Raw genomic sequence first — 15,603 nt, 5'->3', positions numbered from 1 at the left:
GCCCGCCTTTTCACTCTAGGCAATCAGGACCCGTTTCTGCGGGCGGCATGAGATCACGAGTGAGAGGGAATGACATGAATTTGGGCAAGCAGGCACGCGGCTGGTTCTGGCTGACGACGACGGCGATCATCGGGGGCATCGTCGCGGCAGGTCCGGGCGCCACGACCGCCAGAGCGCAGACACCGCCTGCCGCAAGCGGTGCGCCCGCCACCGTCACCGTCTCCATTCCCGCCGGCCCGCTGGAAAACGCCCTCCTCACCTTCGGCCGCCAGGCCAATCTGCGCATGGTCTACCCGTCCGCGATCACCAGGGGCCGCAGCACGGCCGGCGTCAAGGGCACGCTCAGCGTATCGGCGGCCGTCAGCGGGCTTCTGGCCGGATCGGGGCTGAACTATGCATTGGCCGGCGGCAACACCGTCCGCATTTTCGATCCCGCCAGCCAGAGCGGTGAAAGCGGCGGCGCGGCTGCCGCCGGCAGCACCCTGCTTGCGCCGGTCACCGTGCAGGGCACCGGCCTTGAAGGCGCCAGGGGCATCATCGAGAGCAATGGCTATGTCGGCAAATCCGGACGCACCGCTACCAAGACCGATACGCCGATTGCCGAAACCGCCCAGTCCATCACCACCGTCAGCCGCAAGCAGCTCGATGACCTGAAACCGCAGAACCTCTCGGAAGCACTGAACTACACGCCCGGTGCGCGCATCGGCCAATATGGCGCCGAGCCGCGCTTCGACGCCTTCAAGGTGCGAGGCACCGATCTCAGCACGACAGGCATTTTCCGCGACGGTCTGCGGCAGGTGAGCAGCCAGAACGGCAGCGCCCGGCTTGAGCCCTATGGCGTGGAAGCGGTTTCCATCCTGCGCGGCCCGGCCGCCTCCATCTATGGCGCCAGCAGCTCCGGCGGCATCGTCGATATCATCTCGAAACGCCCGACCGAAGAGACGCTGCGCGAGGTGGAGCTGCAATATGGCTCCTTCGGCCGCGTGCAGGGCGCTTTCGATCTTTCCGGCGCTGTCGATGACGAGAAGACCATGCTTTACCGCCTGACCGGGGTGGCCCGCGACGGCCGCAACGAAATCAGCGCCATCAAGGACGACCGGCTGTTCATCGCGCCGGCCTTCACCTTCCAGCCGGATGCCGGCACCAAGCTGACGCTGCTCGGCGAATATATGGACAGCACCACCGGCGGCACCTGGGGATACATCAACAAATATGGAGCCAGCGGCACATCCATCGGTGCGACATCGGTCTATGGCGGCGATTCCCGGTTTAATGATTTCGAGCAGAAACAATGGCGTATCGGCTATGAGTTCGAGCACGAAATCAACGACAACGTCACCTTCTACAGCAAGGCGCGTTATTCGGCCCTTTCGGCCGACCAGCAATGGGTCTTCGCCAATTATCCCGGCATCACCATCGAGGACAATGAAGGCGTTTCCGCAGACAATTACCTCAAGACGGAATTCGACACCGGCCCGGCGAAACATACGCTGCTGACCGGTATCGACTTCAGCCATATGTCCTACACATCGAAACAGGGCAGCGGCGCCAGTGCCTTCACCGACACCTTCACCTATGTGCCCGACGTATCGCTTATCCTGACTCAGCGGATGAACACGCTCGGCATCTATGCGCAGGACCAGATCGAGATCGACCGCTGGCGCCTGACGGCCGGCATCCGCCACGACTGGCTGGACACCGAATATCAGGCCCAGACCGTCGGAGACGCAACGGCTCCCACCTATGACGGCGATGAAACCAAGACGACGGGCCGCGCCAGCCTCGGTTATGTCTTTGACAGCGGCGTGATGCCCTATGTCAGCTACGGCACCTCCTTCGTCGCCAATCCGGGCGTCATCATCACCACGGGAACGGTGACGGGCCAGGCGCAGCCGACGGTCGGCAAGCAATATGAACTCGGCGTCAAATATGCCCTGCCGCAATATAACGCCCTGCTGAGCGCCGCCTTCTTCAATCTCGATCAGGACAATGCCACGGTCTACGAGACCTCCTCCGGCATCAACCTGCTGCGCCAGCTCGACCTGCGCTCGCGCGGCGTGGAACTCGAAGCCACGGCCTCGCTCGACAATGGCTGGAGCCTCATCGGCTCTTATTCCTATAACGACGTTGAAATCACCAAACTGACGTCGGAAACGGTGGGCAAGCAGCTCAATTCCTCGCCCTATCACACCTTCTCGCTGTGGGCCGATTACGAGTTCCAGGAAGGCGCGCTGGAAGGCCTCGGCATCGGCGCGGGCCTGCGTTATGTCGGATCGAGCTTCGGCGACAACCAGCACACGCCCATTCTCGACAATGAGGCCCGCACCTTCGTCGATGCATCGCTGCGCTACGATCTTGGCAAGGCCCTGCCTTCGCTGGAAGGCGTGAAACTGCAGATCAATGCCACCAACCTTCTCGACGAGGTGAAACAGGTCTGCACCACGGGCTTCTGCTATTATGACGAAGGCCGCAAGGTCGTCGGCAGCATCCGGTATCGCTTCTGATGCTGCAGCAGAACCCTGCCACAACCAAGCCCTCGCCGGCCGCCGTCTTCGTGGCGGTCGGCGGGCTTTATGTCGGCCAGAGCGTGATTGGCGGGCTGACCTTTCTCGGTCTGCCGGCGGTGCTCAGAACCGCCGGGCTGCCGCTGGACCAGATCGGCCTGCTTTACCTCGTCGTTCTGCCCTGGGCGCTGAAATTCCTCTGGTCGCCACATGTGGAGCGTTACCGGCTGCCGCCCGTCGGCAAAAACCGCTCGCGGGTGATCGTCGGCACGGGCATCGCCGCCTGCGCCTGCGGCCTCGCTGTTCTTGCTTTCACCGGCCCGTCGCCGGTTTCCGTCGCAATCGCCATCCTGTCGGTGATCGCACTGGTGACGGCAACCGTCGACATCGCCTGCGACGGCTACGCGGTCGAAACGCTGGCGGAAGAGCATCATGGCTGGGGCAATGCCGCGCAGGTGGGCGGCTCCTATCTCGGTTCCGCCATTGGCGCCGGCCTGTTTCTGGTGCTGGTGGAACGCGCCGGCTGGATGAGCGCCACGCTGGTCATGGCCGGACTGGTCATCCTGCTTGCGCTCCCCTTCCTGTTCGGCCCTGCGGCAAGAACGGTCACGCAAACACGGGACCACCTGCCATCGATCAAAAACGCGCTCAAGCGACGGGAAGTCCGCACAGGTCTTCTGGTCGCGGCCGTTTATGTCGCCGCGCAGAAATGGGGTCTCGCCATGCTCGGCCCGTTTCTGGTCGACTATGGCTTCGATCTCGCCACCATCGGCGCGCTGAATGGCGTGGGCAGCATGATCGTCGGTTTCGCCGGCGCGCTGCTCGGCGGCACGCTGGTGCGGCTCTACGGGGCGTCACGAATCCTGCTCATCGCCATCTTCGTGCAGACGGCGCTGTTGTGCCTTTTCGCCTATTTCAGCGCCCATCGCGATATTTCGCAATGGGTCGTCATGGCGGTTGCGGTGGCAAGCTCGTCGGGCATCATGTCCATTGGCTTCGTCGCACTTTACGCCTGCTTCATGGGCTGGTCCGACCCCCGGCAGGCAGGCGTCGATTTCACCCTGTTCCAGTGCATGGATGGCGTTGTCGGCATGATCGGCGGGCTGGGCGCCGGCGCGATTGCCGAAAAATTCGGTTATCAGGCCTCCTTCATCATCGCCGCCATCGTTTCGGTGCTTGCCGCACCGGTCATCTTCCTGCTGATGCGACGGCAGAACTCCTGAACCGAAGCACCGGGCGGCTTAAACCACGCCCGGCAGGCCTCTTGCATCGGCCTATTCGACCACCACCGACAGTGCCGAGCCGGTATAGACCGGCCGCACCTTCACATTGCCCGCATCGATCGCGGTGAAGGTTCCGGTCAGGCCGTTGGCGGAAATCACGTCGAACCGTGTGCCCGCGGCCGGCGCGCCGCCATCAAAGGTGAGCTTCAGCGTTGCGCCCTCCAGCACCGCATTGCCCTTGACGTGCAGCGGCGCCTTTTGCGGATCAAGCGCCAGCGTGCCGCCCGACTGCTGATAATCACCACCAATAACGACATCCTTCTCTCCGCCAAGCGAGAGCGTGCCGCCGCTGACCAGCACACCGCCGGTTCCCAGCGCATCGGCAGACGATGCCACCAGCGTTCCGTCCCTGACGATCGTGCCACCGCCATAGCTGTTGTTGCCGCTGAGCGTCAGCGCACCGCTGCCGGATTTGACGATACGCCCTGCCCCGGCAATATCGTTCGTCCAACGGTCCGCCGCATTGAAGCCACCGGTGGCGGCATCCATGGTCACCTCGACATCGCCGTCAAACGCGCCGTAACCACCGGCAGCGGCAACCAGATTGATCCGGCCCCAGCCGTTGCTGTCGTCAAGTAGCGGATAACCGGCCTCGATGCCGGTGGAAAACAGCACGGCGCGGCGCTCTTCGGCATTCAGATAGGGAAGTCGCGTTTCCAGCAGAACCTCTGCCCCCTTCGGCACCACCATCGCCGCGTCACCCGCTGCCTTGTCGCGGCTGAAGGAGAAGGTCATGCGCCGGCGATAATCCGCGCCGTTCTTCACCGCATCGGCAAAACGGTCGACATCCGGCTTTGCGCCATGGGCAAAGTCGATAAGCGACTGGCCCTGTGGCAGGCGTTTGGCGAAATAGGCCTGCACGGCGTCATGCGCGGCCTTCTTCACCTCGGCATTTTTCGGATCCTGCAACATGGCCGCGGCCATGGCGGTTGCGGTGATGCGGCCGCCGATCACGTCGAGCGGCGAATGCATGCCGGCGACGACACGGCTCTCACCGAGTTCGGAAGCTGCCGTCAGCAATTCGGAAAAGCGCTCCGGCACGGCATAGGCATAAGCGATGGCTGCGAGATAGGCGGCATTGGTGTGCCCGCTCGGAAAACCGCCATCCTTGCCGCGGCCGCGATTTTCGCGGGCATATTTCAGCGCCGGTACGATGACACCCGAGCCGCTGTCGTAGCTTTCGAAGCTACGGTCGCCAATCGTTTCCTTGCCGGTCTCGATCACCTCGCCCTTCGCATTCATGCGCCAGGGCCGCGGTGAGGAATAGAAATATTTCGCGGGCGATGTCGTGCCTTCCGGGCCGCGGATCACCTTCATGAAGGCGACGAAATCCTTGAGCTCGCTATCGGCAGCACCGGCCTCGGTGCCCTTGTCGTCTTCCTTGCGGGTGATGACCTCGTTCGGGTCGAAATCGGCAAGCGTATGATTGATCGTCGTTGTCGCACCCGCGCCTTCGCGATACCAGCCGGCAAGCGGGCCCAAGCCGTCGATGACGCTGTAACCCTGCGAACGGCGGTCGTTCATATAGGCTTCGAAAGCGGCGGCGCGGGTGCGGTTGTCGCCGGTTACGGACAGCACATAACGCATGTTTTCCTGCCAGACGGCGGGATCGACGATCTTCACATGGGTGAAATCCGTAGGACCATCGCCATTGGCGCCGCCATCGGCCCATTTTTCATCGCCGAGTGTCCAGATGCGGTTGAAACCGGAGAGAATCTCGATGATCGGATTGTCCCGGTCGTCATAGGCGCGAACGTCCTCGCCTTTGGCATTCTTGCCGGTCTGGTTGCGGTAATTATCGGCAAACGGCAGCGGATAGGACGCGGCAGGCTCCGGCACCGTGATAGCATAACCCTGGCCCGCCGGCCCGTTGCGATCGAATGCCTCAGCTCCTTGAACGAGAACCAGCAATGCGGCAGAGGCAAGCAGGGCCGCGCGTGCGGACGGAAAAGACGACATATTCAGTTTGGCCATGACGAATCCTATGATTTGCAGCGAGTGACGCGCGACGAAACAGTCGACGCGGTTTTCCGCGCGTCTCGTCATCAGGTTTAGACGATGCTTATTTCAGTTTTTCGATGGGGCTGATCGAGAACAATATCCGCCTGCAAGGAGGGGATGAATATGCCCGGAGGGAGACTCCGGGCATGGTCTTCAATGGCTTCGCCTTGCGGCAAAGCCGGATAAATGCCGATTATTTCTTGACCGCGACTGCCTCGTTGATCTTGGCGATATCGTCTTCCAGAACCTTGTAGGTCTGGTCGAGCGTCAGTTCGCCGACGATCAGCTGGCTCATGCGCTGCACGATCTGCTGGTACATGGCGCTGCCGCCCTTGGCGCGCTCGAATTCGCGGGCGGCCTGCGGCACGTTCTTCTTGTTGTCGAGGAAGACCTGCATCGCCGCCTTGGCGTTTTCGCTCTTCAGCTTGTATTGCGGATTGGCGATTTCCGCACCCGTCAGGATGACGTAGTTTTCAGCGATTTCCCGCTGCACCTTCTCGGAGCCGAGAAATTCGATGAAGTGGGCCACGTCTTCCGGATATTTGGTGCGCTTGAAACCGACGATCGCCGTGCCGCCGGGCATGGCGTAGCAACCGGTATCGCCGCAGGGCGCATTGATCGCGGTCCATTCGAAGGTGTCGCCGATCTTGTTCTGGAACGGATTGACCATCCAGTTGCCGGCCAGATAGGTCACGACATTGCCGTTGACGAACTCGTCACCCATGTTCTTGTATTGCGAGCCGCCGGCAGCACCCCACATTTCCTTGGGGAAGCTGCCATTCTGCGTCCATGAATAGATATCGGCGATATATTTCTTCGCCGCATCGTCAGGGAAGCTGAACTTACCGTCCTTCACATAGGTCGAGCCATAAGAGAAGGCGCCGCCGGAGAAACGGTGGCCGGAACGGTCCATGGTGAAGGGGATCTGCACACCCGTCGCCTTGGCGACACGGGCGGATGCCTCGACGATCTCGCTGAATTTTGCGGTCGGGCCGGGCAAGGGTTCACCCGCCTGTTCAAACAGCGTCTTGTTGACGAAGGGCAGGTTGAGCGTCTGCGACGCCATATAACCGTTGATCGACTTCGGATCGTTGATATTGGGCAGGCGAAGCTGGTCGAGGCTGGAACCGTGCAGCTTCGCAAAGGCTTCCGCATCCTTCATGTAAGGCCGCATGTCGAGGTAATAGGGCGCCAGCTGCCAGTCGGTGATCTTGGCGATATCAGGGCCCTCGCCCACTGCCAGCTGCACCGGCAGCTGCTTGGAAACCGCATCATAACCCGACGATACGAAGTTGATCTTCACGTCCGGATTGGCTGCCTCGAACTCCTTGCTGAGCGCTGCCATGCGCTGCACGTAGCCCTGGTCGTCATCCGTAAAAAGAAAGGTGATCGTGCGGGTCTCAGCCTGGGCGGCAGAAAGACCGGCGACGGAGGCAAATACAAGGGCGCTGACCCCCGAAAACAATTTCATCATGCTCATCCTCCCAGTGAAAACATTTTCATAAACCGAACAAAAGCTCCTCTGCCAAATTCGATTTATAATGTTTTGCGGCTTGACAGAATAAACGTCAAGCTGTTTGTTTTGTGTAAATCGCACAAATCGACGTGAAAAAGCGAATGTCGGTTCGTGAAAATAATTTCATTATAGATCGACGGGAGGCGATCCATATGACGGATGCAGCATTAGCGGCAAGCACCTCGCAGCCGACCTACAGTGTCGGCAACGGCGAGACGGTGACGGCATGGATCGTCTCGGATCTGGTGGAGACATCGTTTCCGGGCACGCCGGCACCGGCCGGTGATCGGGTCAATTACCGCTTCATCAACGGTTTCGTCGATGTCGGCGACCTGCCCTGCCGCAAGGCCTTCCAGCAGACCATGATCGGCCGCGACATTGAGCCCGACACGGACTGGCCGGTATCGCATCTCAACCTGCCCGGTTCCAACCGCCGCGTTGAATTCACCGGCTTCTGGCATGTTCCCACCCATGTGCAGCGCTGGCTGAAGGGCACGTTCCGCAGCGACGTGGCAAGGCAGGCTCATCTGCGGCTTCGTACCTGCGGCGGCGTGCGCGTCTGGGTAAACGGCGTCGAACAGCTGCGCTTCGAACCCTTCATCCGGAATGTCGAAAGCAGCCGCGATGTTACGCTATCGCTTGCGGCGGGCGACAATGAGGTGCTGCTGCTCTGCGAGGACCTGGCGGAGCGCGACATCATCTGGTTCTTCGAGCTTGAAGTCATCGATGTCGTGCCGCTGACCGTCGTGCTGCCGGTCCCTCTCGACCGGGAGGAGACGAAGCGTCTGGCCGCACTGGTGCGTGACGTGCACCCTGCCCGCGATGTATTTTCCGGCAGCGCGCTCGAGCTTGTCTTCGGCGCAGCGCCCGCGCATGACCTGCCGGTGCATATCGCTGTCAAAAGCCATGGCCATGAGCGCGCCGCACTCGCCGATGTCAACACCGTGCTCAAGGCCGGGCAATCCTCGCTGACGATCCCCGAGACGATTGGCATTGCCGACGGATATCACGGCGTCAGGATAACCCTCGGATCGGGAGCCGGCACCGTCACCCGTCTCATCGATGCCGCCTTCATGCGCGATATCGCGCCGGAAGCATCCTCTAACGATATCAACGAGCGGAAGAAGGTGGCCCTATCTTTCAGTGCCCGCTTCGGCGCCTGGCGCATCGGCCGCGCGCTGGCGATGGTCGCCACTGGCAGCGATGACATCAAGACGATCGGCGGCATCGTTGATGCCACGCTGCATTCCATCGACCGGCGCGAAGATTGCTCCGATTTCATCATGATCCCACTGCTCTGGCTGGTGCGCGCCTACCGCGACCGGCTGCCGGCGGACATGCGGGCACGCATCAACGCTTCGATCCTCGGTTATCGCTACTGGGTGGACGAGCCGGGCAATGACGTCATGTGGTTCTGGAGCGAAAACCACGTCCTCTGCTTCCATACCAGCCAGCTGCTCGCCGGCGACTATCTGCCGGATGCCACCTTCACCGCCTCTGGCCGCACCGGACGCGAGCAGGCGGCGCTGGCAGCGGACCGGCTGGAGCGCTGGTTCGACAGCGTCGAGGCGCATGGCCTCGCGGAGTGGAATTCGGCCGCCTATTACCCCGTGGATTTTATCGGCCTGCTCGCCATCGAACATTGGGCGGGGCCGGAACTTGCCGCCCACGCGCGCCACCAGCTTGATCTCATTTTTGAAATGATCGCGCTGCATACACTCGGCGGCGTCCCTTCCGGTTCCCAAGGGCGAGCCTATGACAAGGAGTTGCGCGCCGGGCCGCTAACGGAGCTGGCGCCCTTTGCCGAGGTTGCCTTCGGCAAGGGCTGGCTCAACAATGGCGTTGCCTCGCTGCCGATGTTCTGCTGCGGTGATTATTTGCCGCCGGCGCATCTTGCCGCCCTTTCGCAGCTGGAAAACGGCCGCATGGTGGAGGCACGTTATGCGCAGGGGCTAGAGCCCGGCAAGCTCGTGCTGTTCAAGAACGAGGCCGCCCAACTTTCCACCGTTGTCGATCACAAGACCGGCCGCGGGGGGCATCAGCAGCACGTCATGGACATCAAGCTTGCCGGCCACCCGATGGCGCGGCTCTGGGTCAATCACCCCGGTGAAGACGATCCATGGGGCACGCAGCGCCCCTCCTACTGGGCCGGCAGCGGCATCCTGCCACGCGTGGCGCAGCACCGCGATATTGCAATGCTGATCTTTGACACCGGGGATCACCGTAATGACTGGACCCATGCCTATCTCGGGCGCGACGGGCTGGACGAAGTCGTAGTGGACGGCAACTGGCTCATCACCCGTTCGGGGCGTGGTTTTGCCGCGCTCTATGCGACCAACGGGCTTGAACCCGTCACCGCTGGCGCCACCGCCAACCGCGAAATCAGATCGCCTGGCCGTCGCGCCGGCTGGATCGGTGTCATCGGCTGCGGTGACAATCAAGACTTCGCCGGCTTCCGTGAGAAAATTCTCGCCACGCAGGTCACCTTCGATGCCGAAAGCCGGCAGCTCTCGGTCACGCCGCCCGGCGAACCGGACCTGACCCTCACCTGGGACGGCGCCTTCACCATCGGTGGGCAGGCCATGGCCTTTGACCATGACCAACCGCAACCGAAAATCACCTTCGATAGCGCCGATCCCACCTCGGATGGCGCGGCACGCCCCTTTTACTCCTAAGCGGAATGACCAGATGAACCAGCCAAGCATGGAAAAAGACACTCTCCGGACGACCATCGACAATGTCGCCGCCGCCTTCAGCCGCCTCAAGGGCATTCAGGAAGGTCTGGTCAGCGGCAGTTCCGACGGCAAGATCCAGTTCGACGAATGGGATTGGGAAGTGGGTGTGGGCCTTTATGGCTTCCTGCGCCGTGCGCTCGCCGCCAATGACCAGAAGGCGTTGGACGACCTCGTGACATGGTATGGCTGGCAGATCGACCGTGGCCTGCCACCGCGCCAGATCAACAGCTCCGCGCCGATGCTGCCGCTTGTTATCCTCACCGAACATGTCGACCGGCCGGATTTCCGGGCACTGGTGGAAGACTGGGCCGACTGGCTGGTGCATGAATTGCCGAAAACCGAAGATGGCGGCTTCCAGCATGTCGTCAAGGAGCGGCTGAACGAGGGCGAATTATGGGACGACACGCTGTTCATGGCCTGTCTGTTCCTTGCCCGCGCCGGTGTGGTCTGCAAACGTCAGGACTGGATCGATGAGGCCGTCTACCAGTTCATGATCCATGCGCGGTATCTCTCCGACCCCGTGACCGGGCTCTGGTATCACGGCTGGACCTTCAATGGCCGCCACAATTTCGCGGACGCCTTCTGGGCGCGCGGCAATTCCTGGATCACCGTCGCCATTCCCGAGCTTTTCGAGCTGGTACCGACACTTGCCGGAAAGGACAAACGTTTCCTCGCCAATGTGCTTTCAAGCCAGGTGCGGTCGCTGAGGAGATATCAGCGCGAAGACGGCATGTTCCATACGCTGCTCGATGACCCGACCTCGCCGGTCGAGACATCGGCAACGGCCGGCATCGCCTATGGCATTCTGCGCGGCATCGAGGCCGGCATTCTCGGCGAGGAGAACCGACCGCATGCGGAGCGCGCACTGAAGGCCGTGCTTGGCAATATCGATAACGAAGGCGTCGTCCACGGGGTTTCCGATGGTACGCCGATGGGCCACGATCTCGATTTCTACCGCCGCATTCCCAATCTGCCCACGCCCTATGGGCAGGCGCTGACGATGCTGCTTCTGATCGACGTTTTTCTGAAAAGGCCAAAGGCATCGTGAACATCGTGAACATCAATCAGGACATCACAGTCGCGGCAGGTGGCCTTGATGCCACGGCGACCATCCAGCAGGCTATCGATGCCGTGTCATCAGCAGGCGGCGGGCGCGTGTCTCTCTCGGCCGGGCGCCATGTCAGCGCCGGCCTCCGTCTCAAGAGCGGCGTGGAACTGCACCTTGCCGAAAATGCCGTGCTTGCTCCCGTTTCCGATTACGACGCTTATGCGCTCACCCGGGTTTCGGTGATTGCCGAAGATTCCGATCGCGGCATGATCATTGCAAGAGGCGCAAGCAATATCGCCGTCACGGGTCCCGGCCGCATCGAGGCCGGCGGTGAAAACTTCATCATCGGCGATGACGCGGCCATGGGCACCTATATCCCGGCGAAAAAACGCCCGCGGGTGATGGTGCTCGAAGCCTGCCGCAACGTGCGTCTTGAAAACCTGAACGTCAGCGGCTCCCCCATGTGGACGCTGCATATGGTCGATTGCGAAGACCTCCATTTCCGCAACCTGCGCATCGAAAACGACCGCCGCCTGCCGAATACGGACGGCATCGTGCTCGACGCCTGCCGGCGCGCCTTGATCGAGGACTGCTTTATCTCGACTGCCGATGACGGCATCTGCCTCAAAACCAGCGCCGGGCCGGATGGCAAGGCGGTGGGGGTCTGCGCCGATATCACCGTGCGCCGCTGCACCGTTTCCAGCATGAGCTGCGCGCTGAAACTCGGCACCGAATCCTTCGGCGATTTCACCAATGTGGTGTTCGAGGATTGCAAGGTCGTACAGTCCAACCGCGGCATGGGTCTTTTCTCCCGCGATGGCGGCGCCATGCGCAACATCCGCTTTTCGCGGATCGAGACCGAATGCCATGAAACTCCGGGCGGTTTCTGGGGCTCCGGCGAAGCGGTCACTGTCACCGTCGTCGACCGTCGCCCCGAACGACAGGCCGGCCGGGTGGAAAACCTCGTGGTGGAACATCTGGGCGGCTCCATGGAGGGAGCGATCAACCTCGTCTCCACCTCGGCGGCCGGCATTCACAATGTCAGGCTGGAACGCATCACGCTTGCGCAGCAGCCCGGCAAGCTCGGCACCGGCCTGCAATATGACCTGCGCCCCACCAATGCCGATATAGCGCCAAGCGCCGATGCCGCCGGCCGCGCCAATGCGTGGACGCAGGATGCTGAGGGCCGGATCGTCGGCATGGAGGATTATCCCGGTGGCATGCCCGCGATCTTTCTTTCGGGCGTTCACGGTTTTTCGGCGCATGATGTCGCCATCAAAAGAGTGACGCCCTTGCCGGAGGGCTGGAACAGCCAGGAGATCGTCGCGACGACGGGCTCGGATGAAGGGAGCAGGTGATGGGAAGTCTGAAACTCGAAAACCTCAACAAGGCGTTCGGCGCCGTTCATGTGCTGCATGATATCGATCTTCAGATCGAAAACGGCGAATTTGTCGTTTTCGTCGGCCCCTCGGGCTGCGGAAAATCGACGCTACTGCGCATCATCGCCGGTCTGGAAGACGTCACGTCGGGCAGCATCGCCATCGGAAATCGCGATGTCAGCGCGCTGTCGCCGGCCGAGCGCAAGATCGCCATGGTCTTCCAGTCCTATGCGCTTTATCCGCATATGAGCGTGCGCAAGAACCTCGCTTTCGGTCTGGAAAACCTGCGCTTCAAGCGGGAGGAAATCGAAAGCCGCATCAATGAGGCGGCGCGCATGCTCGCTATCGAGCCCTATCTCGACCGCAAGCCGAAACAGCTTTCCGGCGGCCAGCGCCAGCGTGTCGCCATCGGCCGTGCCATCGTGCGCGAGCCTGATATCTTCCTGTTCGATGAGCCGCTGTCGAACCTTGATGCCGCACTGCGCGTGCAGACCCGCGCCGAAATCACGCGGTTGCACCGCAATATCAAAACGACGATGATCTATGTCACCCACGACCAGGTGGAAGCCATGACCATGGCCGACAAGATCGTCGTGCTGCGCGCCGGGCGCATCGAGCAGGTGGGCAGCCCGCTTGAGCTTTTCGACAATCCGCGCAACCTCTTCGTTGCCGGTTTCCTCGGTTCGCCGCGCATGAACATGCTGAAGGGCACCATCACCAAGGGGGAAGACGGCACCATCGCCATCGACGCCGGTTACGGCGTGTCACTCCCCTGCCTCGTCGATCCGGCAACCGTCAGTCCCGGACAGGCGGTTCTCGCGGGCATCCGCCCCTCGCATTTCACCATCGCGGATGCCGGCCTGCCCTTCGAGGTGCAATATCACGAAAGCCTCGGCACCGAGACCTATCTCTACGGCAACCTTCAGGGTGAGAAAGAGCAGATCATCGTGCATCAGGCGGGCCATTTCGCGCCCGCTTCCGGCTCGGTGCTGAAGATCATGCCGGCACGGGAAAAGGTGCATGTCTTCGATCCCGCCACCGAACTGGCGCTGCCGCGCGTCGCGAGCGAAGGGAGAGGTTAGCATGGCCAATCCGACGCTTGCGAGACTGTCCGACCGCGCGCTCGACGCCGTGATGGCGATTGCCGAAGTGCCGCTCAACTTCATCGAGCGGCTGATCGGCAAAAGGCGCATGCCCTATATCTTCCTGATGCCGAACCTCGTTCTCTTCGGCATCTTCACCTTTTTGCCGATTGCGATTGCCGTCGGTTACGCCTTTACCGGCGGCACCGAACTTCTGATCTCTGACCGTCCCTTTGTCGGCCTGGAGAATTTCGGCAAGCTGCTGGATTGCCAGAGCTATATGGACCCCGGAAGCTGCCGGGAATCGCTGTTCTGGACAGCGATCTGGAACACGCTGTGGTTCGTGGCCTTCAACGTCGTCGCCACGCTGCTCGTCGCGCTCATCACGGCGCTCATCCTCAACCGGGCGATTGCCGCGCGCGGTTTTTTCCGCGCCATGTTCTTTTACCCGGTGCTGCTGTCGCCCGTCGTCATCGGCCTCATCTGGAAATGGTTCCTTGACCGCAACGGCCTGCTGAACGCCTTTTTCCAGATGCTCGGCGTGCCACCGGAAATCTTCCTGCTGGATGTCGGCTGGTCGCGTTTCTTCGTGGTGGTGGTTTCGGTCTGGTTCCATATGGGCTTTTATACGCTGATCCTGCTGGCCGGCCTTCAGGCCATCCCGAAGGATCTCTATGAAGCCGCCGCCATCGATGCCGCTTCGCCTCGGCGCACGCTGCTTCGCATCACCCTGCCGCTTCTCGGCCCCAACCTGCTCGTCGTGCTCATCCTGTTGATGATCCGATCCGTGCAAATATTTGATGAAGCTTGGGTTCTGACCAATGGCGGCGGACCGGGCACGGCCAATACCTTCGTCGTGCAATATATCTACCAGATGGCCTTTGGCAGTGATCTGAGGCTGTTCGGCCTTGCATCCGCCGCATCGGTTCTCATGGGCTTTGTGCTTCTCGCACTCACCCTCGTGCAACTGCGTCTCGGCAAGAAGATGGAGTCCTGACCATGTCCAACGCCGTCTCTTTCCTCACACGCACCCGCCGCCCGGGCCGGATCGGCCTCACCGATATCCTCTCCTGGGTCTGGCTCATCGGCGGCACGCTCGCGGTCCTCATCCCGGTCGTCTGGGCCGCCATGTCATCGCTGAAACCGGAAGCCGAGATCACAAGGTTTCCGCCGAGCCTTCTGCCGCGCGCCGCCGTGCAGGTGGAGGTTCAGGGTTACGACAAGCCGCTCAGCCTGTGGAAAGCCCCAATCGACGGCGCGGAGCGGGAAATGGCCATGGTCCGCCGCGTCGGCCTGAAAGCCCAGATGGTCGATCCGGCCAATCCCGGCCCGCCCGTCAGCGTCGACACACGCGAAATAACGCCGGTTCAGAAGCTGACCATCGCGACGGAGAATTTTACCGATCCCCTGACGCAGTTCAGCTTCCTCACCTTCCTCAAGAACTCGGTCTTCGTCACCCTCGTCGCAACGGTTCTGACGCTGATCGTCAACGCCATGGCGGCCTTTGCGCTCTCCAAATACCGCTTCCGCGGCGAGAAGGCGATCTTCGTGCTGATCATCTCGACGCTAATGATCCCGCTCACCGTCGTCATGGTGCCGGCCTATCTCGTCATCGTCGGCGTCGGCCTCGTTGACAATCTCTGGGGCGTCATCATCCCCACCGTCGCAACACCGACGGGCGTGTTCCTGCTCAGGCAATATATGCTGACCATCCCCGACGAGCTGATCGAGGCGGCGCGCGTCGATGCCGCCAGCGAATTCCGCATCTTCTGGCGCATCATCCTGCCGCTGACGGCCCCGGCGCTTGCGGTTCTCGCCATCTTCTCGGTGCTTTGGCGCTGGAACGACTTCCTCTGGCCGCTGATCGTTCTCAGCAGCCGTGAAAACTTCACGCTCCAGGTGGGCCTCAATGCCTTCCAGGGCGAGTTCTCGGTGCAATGGCATTATATCCTTGCCATGACTTTCCTCAGCCTCGCACCCGTCACCGTCGTGTTCCTGTTCCTGCAGCGCTATATCACGACAGGCATTGCCGGCACGGGGATGAAGTAATCCCTG

Annotated in this window: 10 protein-coding genes; 8 read left to right on the top strand and 2 right to left on the bottom strand. The window is 61.6% G+C overall.

Translation table 11 applies throughout. The features are described from left to right. Nucleotides 1-74: 74 nt before the first annotated feature. Together O3S81_RS11285 and O3S81_RS11280 are read left to right on the top strand one after the other, a co-directional pair. Complete coding sequence (locus tag O3S81_RS11285; RefSeq protein ID WP_269343178.1) at nucleotides 75-2,504, top strand: TonB-dependent siderophore receptor; 2,430 nt, start codon at nucleotides 75-77, stop codon at nucleotides 2,502-2,504. Beyond that, entirely contained in the window at nucleotides 2,504-3,727 is a 1,224-nt protein-coding gene (locus O3S81_RS11280; protein WP_269343176.1) for an MFS transporter, read from the top strand. The genes O3S81_RS11285 and O3S81_RS11280 overlap by 1 nt, the downstream gene beginning before the upstream one ends. A gap of 51 nt (nucleotides 3,728-3,778) precedes the next feature. Here O3S81_RS11280 and O3S81_RS11275 read toward each other — a convergent pair whose 3' ends face one another. Both O3S81_RS11275 and O3S81_RS11270 read right to left on the bottom strand, forming a co-directional pair. Then, nucleotides 3,779-5,761: a phosphatase PAP2 family protein gene (locus O3S81_RS11275; RefSeq protein WP_269343174.1), complete on the bottom strand. Its 1,983-nt coding sequence runs from the start codon at nucleotides 5,759-5,761 to the stop codon at nucleotides 3,779-3,781. Nucleotides 5,762-5,981: 220 nt separating this feature from the next. Next, complete coding sequence (locus tag O3S81_RS11270; protein WP_269343172.1) at nucleotides 5,982-7,262, bottom strand: ABC transporter substrate-binding protein; 1,281 nt, start codon at nucleotides 7,260-7,262, stop codon at nucleotides 5,982-5,984. 194 nt (nucleotides 7,263-7,456) lie between these two features. On the opposite strand from O3S81_RS11270, the gene O3S81_RS11265 reads away from it, so the two are divergent. Genes O3S81_RS11265 through O3S81_RS11240 form a run of 6 tightly spaced genes read left to right on the top strand, consistent with a single transcriptional unit; the run spans nucleotide 7,457 to nucleotide 15,597 of the window. Further along, complete coding sequence (locus O3S81_RS11265; protein ID WP_269343170.1) at nucleotides 7,457-9,979, top strand: hypothetical protein; 2,523 nt, start codon at nucleotides 7,457-7,459, stop codon at nucleotides 9,977-9,979. A gap of 13 nt (nucleotides 9,980-9,992) precedes the next feature. Further along, nucleotides 9,993-11,087 (top strand): beta-galactosidase BglB, encoded by a 1,095-nt coding sequence (gene bglB / locus O3S81_RS11260; RefSeq protein WP_269343168.1) that lies wholly within the window; start codon nucleotides 9,993-9,995, stop codon nucleotides 11,085-11,087. After that, nucleotides 11,084-12,445, top strand: coding sequence for a polygalacturonase PglB (pglB, locus tag O3S81_RS11255; RefSeq protein WP_442864906.1), 1,362 nt, complete (start codon nucleotides 11,084-11,086; stop codon nucleotides 12,443-12,445). Before bglB ends, pglB begins: the two co-directional genes overlap by 4 nt. Beyond that, complete coding sequence (locus tag O3S81_RS11250; RefSeq protein ID WP_269343166.1) at nucleotides 12,445-13,548, top strand: ABC transporter ATP-binding protein; 1,104 nt, start codon at nucleotides 12,445-12,447, stop codon at nucleotides 13,546-13,548. Before pglB ends, O3S81_RS11250 begins: the two co-directional genes overlap by 1 nt. Nucleotide 13,549: 1 nt before the next feature. Then, nucleotides 13,550-14,545, top strand: coding sequence for a carbohydrate ABC transporter permease (locus O3S81_RS11245; RefSeq protein WP_269343164.1), 996 nt, complete (start codon nucleotides 13,550-13,552; stop codon nucleotides 14,543-14,545). A gap of 2 nt (nucleotides 14,546-14,547) precedes the next feature. Beyond that, the gene (locus tag O3S81_RS11240; RefSeq protein WP_269343162.1) at nucleotides 14,548-15,597 is read left to right on the top strand and encodes a carbohydrate ABC transporter permease; all 1,050 of its coding nucleotides are present in this window, start codon (nucleotides 14,548-14,550) and stop codon (nucleotides 15,595-15,597) included. Nucleotides 15,598-15,603: the final 6 nt, after the last annotated feature.

Origin of the sequence: Agrobacterium sp. SOY23 (assembly GCF_027212525.1) — a bacterium.
In the GTDB taxonomy this organism is placed as follows: Bacteria; Pseudomonadota; Alphaproteobacteria; order Rhizobiales; family Rhizobiaceae; genus Agrobacterium; species Agrobacterium tumefaciens_I.
Note: the sequence above shows the minus strand (reverse complement) of the source record. Positions and strands in the feature narration are given on the sequence as shown.

Bases quoted from the DNA above. Each gene is read 5' to 3' on its own strand.
- O3S81_RS11275 (WP_269343174.1), bottom strand. From the start codon at position 5,761: ATGGCCAAACTGAATATGTCGTCTTTTCCGTCCGCACGCGCGGCCCTG.
- O3S81_RS11250 (WP_269343166.1), top strand. From the start codon at position 12,445: ATGGGAAGTCTGAAACTCGAAAACCTCAACAAGGCGTTCGGCGCCGTT.
- O3S81_RS11270 (WP_269343172.1), bottom strand. From the start codon at position 7,262: ATGATGAAATTGTTTTCGGGGGTCAGCGCCCTTGTATTTGCCTCCGTC.
- O3S81_RS11280 (WP_269343176.1), top strand. From the start codon at position 2,504: ATGCTGCAGCAGAACCCTGCCACAACCAAGCCCTCGCCGGCCGCCGTC.
- O3S81_RS11265 (WP_269343170.1), top strand. From the start codon at position 7,457: ATGACGGATGCAGCATTAGCGGCAAGCACCTCGCAGCCGACCTACAGT.
- O3S81_RS11285 (WP_269343178.1), top strand. From the start codon at position 75: ATGAATTTGGGCAAGCAGGCACGCGGCTGGTTCTGGCTGACGACGACG.
- O3S81_RS11240 (WP_269343162.1), top strand. From the start codon at position 14,548: ATGTCCAACGCCGTCTCTTTCCTCACACGCACCCGCCGCCCGGGCCGG.
- O3S81_RS11245 (WP_269343164.1), top strand. From the start codon at position 13,550: ATGGCCAATCCGACGCTTGCGAGACTGTCCGACCGCGCGCTCGACGCC.
- bglB (WP_269343168.1), top strand. From the start codon at position 9,993: ATGAACCAGCCAAGCATGGAAAAAGACACTCTCCGGACGACCATCGAC.